Genomic DNA, 5,482 nt, shown 5'->3' with positions numbered 1-5,482 from the left:
CGAGACCTCCTCGTCGAAGCGGCGGCGCCCCGCCTCGCCCGCGCCGGCCGCTTCGTCGAGCGCGCGGCGCAGCTGGTTGGCGACGAACGAGAAGCCGTTGCCCTGGTGCCGCACCCGGCGGGAGATGAGAAGCACCGGGATCGCCGCGCCGCCGGGCTGGCGGCGAAGGACGGTGCCGAGCAGCGCCGGCATGTGCGGATATCCTGCCTCGGTCAGCCGGCGCGCCATCTCCGCCTGCGCGCCGCGCGCCGGATCGGCGCGGCGGAACAGGCGGACCGCCACGTCGCCGGCAGCGGCCAGCGTGCCGGTGGGTTCCTTGATCTCAACGATCTCGGACGGCTCGTCCTGGCCTGGCGCGGCGTCGCCGAGGCCGGGGGTCGCCGAGAAGACGAGCGCGCTGCCGTCCGGCAGAGCGAGGCTGCCATTGTCGCCCACCGCCTGCACGACGCCGTGGGCGAAGCGCTCGAGCGCCACGCCGTCGGTGAGATAGCCGACACGCCGGCCGTGGCGCACCCGCGCCAGCGCCAGCTGCGGCACCAGCGCCGGCGGCGCCTCGTCCTCCCAGACCACGGCGAGCGGCAGGAGGAAGCGCTCGGTGCGGCCGTCGCGCTTCGCCTCGATCTCGGTGAGCGCCACCGGGCGGCGGGCGCTCGGCAGCACCGCCACCCAGCCGATCTTCACCTGCGGCAGGGGCGCGGCGGATACGCCGTGCGGGGTGCTTTCGAGCGGGAACCAGGAGCGCCGCGCCAGATAGGGGGGCAGGCACTGCTCCTCCAATGTCGCCCGGTGCGGCTCCGAGAGGGCGTCCATCAGCCCGCCGCGCACCACCAGGGTGGCGAACTCCGGCAGTTGCTCGCTGGCGCCGGCGCGCCAGTCGGGCTCCGCCGCCTCGGCGGAGAGGGCGAAGGCATAGAAGCCGTAGGGCGGAAGCGTGAGCATATAGGGGGCGCGGCCGATGGGGGGCATCGGCGTGCCGCCCATCAGGTCCACGGGCACCCGGCGGTCGAACTCCGACAGGTCGAGTTCCACCGCCTGGAGCGTGCGCGAGAGATTGGCGACGCACAGGATGCGCTCGTCGCCATGGGCGCGCAGGAACGCAAGGATGCGCCGGTTGGCGGGATACAGCGCATGGAACGTGCCGCGCCCAAAGGCGCGGTGCTGCTTGCGCACCGCCAGCACGCGCCGCATCCAGTGGAGCAGCGAGGAGGCATCGCGCTGCTGCGCCTCCACGTTGAGCGCGGCAAAGCCGTACAGCGGGTCCTGGATCACCGGCAGCACCAGCTTTTCGGGGTCCGCCTTGGAGAAACCGCCATTGCGGTCGGGCGACCACTGCATGGGGGTGCGCACCCCGTCGCGGTCGCCGAGATGGATGTTGTCGCCCATGCCGATCTCGTCGCCGTAATAGATCACCGGCGTGCCGGGCATGGTGAGGAGGAGGGCGTTCATAAGCTCGATGCGGCGCCGGTCGCGCTCCATCAGCGGGGCGAGGCGGCGGCGGATGCCGAGATTGATGCGCGCCCGCCGCTCCGCCGCATAGACGTTCCACAGATAGTCGCGTTCGGCGTCGGTGACGGTCTCGAGCGTCAGCTCGTCGTGGTTGCGCAGGAATATGGCCCACTGGCAGGTGTCCGGGATCGCCGGCGTCTGCCGCAGGATGTCGGTGATCGGGAAGCGGTCCTCCTTGGCGATCGCCATGTACATGCGCGGCATCAGCGGGAAGTGGAACGCCATATGGCATTCGTCGGCGTCGGCGCCGAAATACTGCTGGGTGTCCTCGGGCCACATGTTCGCCTCGGCGAGCAGCATGCGGCCCTGATAGTGGGCGTCCAGATGGGCGCGGATCTTCTGAAGGATGGCGTGGGTCTCGGGCAGGCTAGCGCAGTCGGTGCCCTCGCGCTCCACGAGGTAGGGCACGGCATCCAGCCTGAGGCCGTCGACGCCCATGTCGAGCCAGAAGCGCATGACGGAGAGCACGCGCTCCAGCACCTCCGGATTGTCGAAATTGAGGTCCGGCTGGTGGGAATAGAAGCGGTGCCAATAGTACTGGCCGGCCACCTCGTCATAGGTCCAGTTGGATTTCTCCACGTCGCAGAAGACGATGGGAACGCCGGGATAGCCGGCGTCGTTGTCGGCCCAGACATAGAAGTCGCGTTCCGGGCTGCCCTTCGGCGCGCGGCGCGCGGCCTGGAACCAGGGATGCTGATCGCTCGTATGGTTGATGACCAGCTCGGTGATGACGCGCAGGCCGCGGGCATGGCACTCGGCGATGAAGCGCCGCGCCTCGTCCATGGTGCCGTAGTCGGGCGAGACACCCTCATAGAGAGAGATGTCATAGCCGTCGTCGCGCCGCGGCGAGGGATAGAAGGGCAGCAGCCAGACCGCGGTGGCGCCCAGTTCGGCGATATAATCGAGGCGCGAGATCAGGCCCTTGAAATCGCCGATGCCGTCGTCATTGGCATCGAAGAACGACTTCACGTGCAGCTGGTAGATGATCGCGTCCTTGTACCACAGCGGGTCGTCGCCGGCGGTGACGGGATCAGCCATGGTCGGCCTCCTCTCCACGGAAGCGGGCCGGAAAGCGCCAGCCTTCGGGCGAAAACGCAGGCGCTGGGCGGACAGGCGGGCGGAGGGACGGGGCTGGCAAGATCGGGCGGCTCCTAGGCGGGAGGAGGCGGGCAGGCGGGCGCAGTCAGTCGGCCGGTGCGCTGCGCGCCGGCTACTGCCGAGCTAACGCTCACGCGGCGGCAAGGTTCCCGCCGGTGCGAGCGTATGTCCATGATGGGACGAAAAGCGTCGGGGAGAGGCCCATGTGGTGGCGGGATGGCGTCATTTACCAGATCTATCCGCGCTCCTTCCAGGACACGGACGGCGACGGCGTCGGCGACCTTGCCGGCATTACCCGCCGCCTGCCCTATCTCGCCGATCTCGGCGTCGCGGCGGTCTGGATATCGCCCTTCTATCCCTCGCCCATGGCCGACTTCGGCTATGACGTCGCCGACTACACCGACGTGGACCGGCTGTTCGGCACCCTCGCCGACTTCGACGCGCTGGCGGCGGAGGCGCACGGCCTCGGGCTCAAGGTGATCCTGGATTTCGTGCCGAACCACACGTCGGACCAGCATCCCTGGTTCCGCGAGGCGCTGCGTTCGCCGAAGAGCCGCAAGCGCGACTGGTACATCTTCCGCGATGCCGCGCCGGACGGCGGCCCGCCCAACAACTGGCTCTCCGAGTTCGGCGGCAGCGCCTGGGCGCGCGATCCGGCGAGCGGGCAATATTATTACCACGCCTTCCTGCCGGAGCAGCCGGACCTCAACTGGCGCAACCCCGAGGTCGCGGCGGCGCTGCACGACGTGATGCGATTCTGGTTCGCGCGCGGCGTGGACGGGCTGCGCATCGATGCGCTGTGGCACGTGATGAAGGACGAGGCCTTCCGCGACAATCCGCCGGACCCGGACTTCAAGGCGGGGATGAACCCCTATCGCCGCCTGCTGCCGCTCCACACCGCCGACCGGGAGGAGGTGCACGAGGTGATCGCCGGCCTGCGCCGGGTGGCCGAGGAATTTCCCGAACGGCTGCTGATCGGCGAGGCCTATCTGCCGTTCGACCGGCTCGCCGCTTATTTCGGCAAGGACGGGGGCGGGGTGCACCTGCCGTTCAATTTCGCCTTGATCGAAGCGCCGTGGACGGCGCGCGACCTCGACGACCTGATCGCCCGCTATGAGGCGAGCCTGCCCGCGGGCGCCTGGCCCAACTGGGTGCTCTCCAATCACGACCGCCCGCGCATCGCCGGCCGGGTGGGACCCGATCAGGCGCGGGTGGCCGCCATGGTGCTGCTGACGCTGCGCGGGACGCCGACGCTCTATTACGGCGACGAGATCGGCATGGCGCAGGTGGAGATTCCGCCCGAGCGGTGATGGACCCCTGGGAAAAGCGCGTGCCCGGCCTCGGCCTCGGCCGCGACGGCGCGCGCACGCCCATGCAGTGGGACGGCGGCCCGTTCGCGGGCTTCTCGACCGTCGCGCCCTGGCTGCCGCTGGCCGACGACTTCACCGAGGTGAACGTGCAAGCGGAGAAGGCGAGCCCGTTCTCCATGCTCACGCTCACCCGCGCGCTGCTGGCGCTGCGCCGCTCGCATCCGGCGCTCGCGCGCGGCAGCTACCGGAGCCTCGGCGCGGAGGGCGACCTGCTAGCTTATGTGCGCGCGGCGGACAGCGAGCGGCTGCTGGTGGCGCTCAATCTCGGCGGCGATCCGCTTTCGCTCGCGGTGCCGGACGACGGGCCGAAGGGCGAGGTGCTGCTCTCCACCTTCTGCGACCGGGAAGGGGAGGCGGTGAACGGCGCCCTGGCGCTGCGCGCGAACGAGGGGGTCATCCTCGCGCTGGCGTGAGCGGGTGGGCGCGGCGTTCGGCGACCTCTCCCCTGCCCTCTGCCCGCCGGGGAGAGGGTTCTCCACGCGAGAGAGATGGCTCCCTCTCCCCGGCGGGGAGAGGGGTGGGTGAGGGGCTGAGCGCGGTGTGGAACAGCGGCCAACCTTGACCCGGCGGCGCGAGGCGGCCTTAGTCGCCCCCTCAATTCGGGAGGCGCGCATGGCGGGCGAGGACACAGCAAGCGGGACCATCTCCTTCGACGACTTCCTCAAGGTGGACATCCGCGTCGGCACCATCGTCGCCGCCGAGCCGTTTCCCGAGGCGCGCAAGCCCGCCTTCAAGCTCACCATCGATTTCGGCCCCGAGATCGGCACCAAGCGCTCGTCGGCGCAGATCACCGTGCACTACACGCCGGACCAGCTCGTCGGCCGGCAGGTGGCGGCGGTGGTGAACTTCCCGCCGCGCCAGATCGGCCCCGTCATGTCGCAGGTGCTCACGCTGGGCTTTCCGGACGAGAACGGCGCCGTGGTGCTGATCTCGCCCACCGTGAAGGTGCCGGACGGCGGCCGGCTGTTCTGAGCCCGGGCGGCCATAAGGCTCCGTCCCCGCGATCCCGCTTTCTCTCATAGGCGCCCCGCCGTTTGCGCAGTCGCATGGGCTTGCGGCGCGGCAGGATTGGTGCGATACAGTTTCAGAACGAACGTTCGGAAAAGAGAGAATGCGATGGCGCGGCCCCAGACCACCGACGACGCCTCTCTGCTGGCGCGGCTGGCGGAGGTGTTCCGGCAGACCGGCTTTTCCGGCGCCTCCCTGGAGCGGCTGGCGCAGGAGACGGGGCTGAAGAAAGCGAGCCTTTATCACCGCTTTCCGGGCGGCAAGCAGCAGATGGCCGAGCAGGTGCTCGACGCCTCGCGCGACGCCTTTCACGCTCTGGTCCTCGCGCCGCTGGACGCCGCTGCTCCCCCCCGCGCGCGCCTCGACGCGGCGCTGGCGGGGCTCGATGCCTTCTATGCCGGCGGGGGGCGGGCCTGCCTGCTGAACATGCTGGCGCCGCGGGGGCGGACGAGGGCCCCTTCGCCGACCGCATCAAGCTGTCGCTGGAGCGCACCGTCGCC

General features: G+C 70.2%; 3 protein-coding genes and 1 pseudogene. 3 read left to right on the top strand and 1 reads right to left on the bottom strand.

Annotated features, from left to right (window positions below):
• A partial coding sequence (gene treS / locus AC2W7M_RS18945; protein WP_486134047.1) for a maltose alpha-D-glucosyltransferase occupies positions 1–2,544 on the bottom strand: 2,544 nt, incomplete at its 3' end.
• Between the two features lie 263 nt (positions 2,545–2,807).
• Here treS and AC2W7M_RS18940 point away from each other — a divergent pair.
• The 3 genes and pseudogenes from AC2W7M_RS18940 to AC2W7M_RS18930 all read left to right on the top strand — a co-directional run.
• A pseudogene (locus AC2W7M_RS18940) lies at positions 2,808–4,387 on the top strand (alpha-amylase family glycosyl hydrolase).
• Positions 4,388–4,586: 199 nt separating this feature from the next.
• Positions 4,587–4,946: a tRNA-binding protein gene (locus tag AC2W7M_RS18935; protein ID WP_486134045.1), complete on the top strand. Its 360-nt coding sequence runs from the start codon at positions 4,587–4,589 to the stop codon at positions 4,944–4,946.
• A 144-nt stretch (positions 4,947–5,090) separates the two neighbouring features.
• A partial coding sequence (locus AC2W7M_RS18930; protein WP_486134043.1) for a TetR/AcrR family transcriptional regulator occupies positions 5,091–5,482 on the top strand: 392 nt, incomplete at its 3' end.

Source organism: Xanthobacter sp. BG11Y11_SDJG (assembly GCF_057364445.1).
Note: the sequence above shows the minus strand (reverse complement) of the source record. Positions and strands in the feature narration are given on the sequence as shown.

Excerpts from the sequence above, each read along its gene's own strand:
- AC2W7M_RS18935 (WP_486134045.1), top strand. The coding sequence starts at position 4,587 with ATGGCGGGCGAGGACACAGCAAGCGGGACCATCTCCTTCGACGACTTC.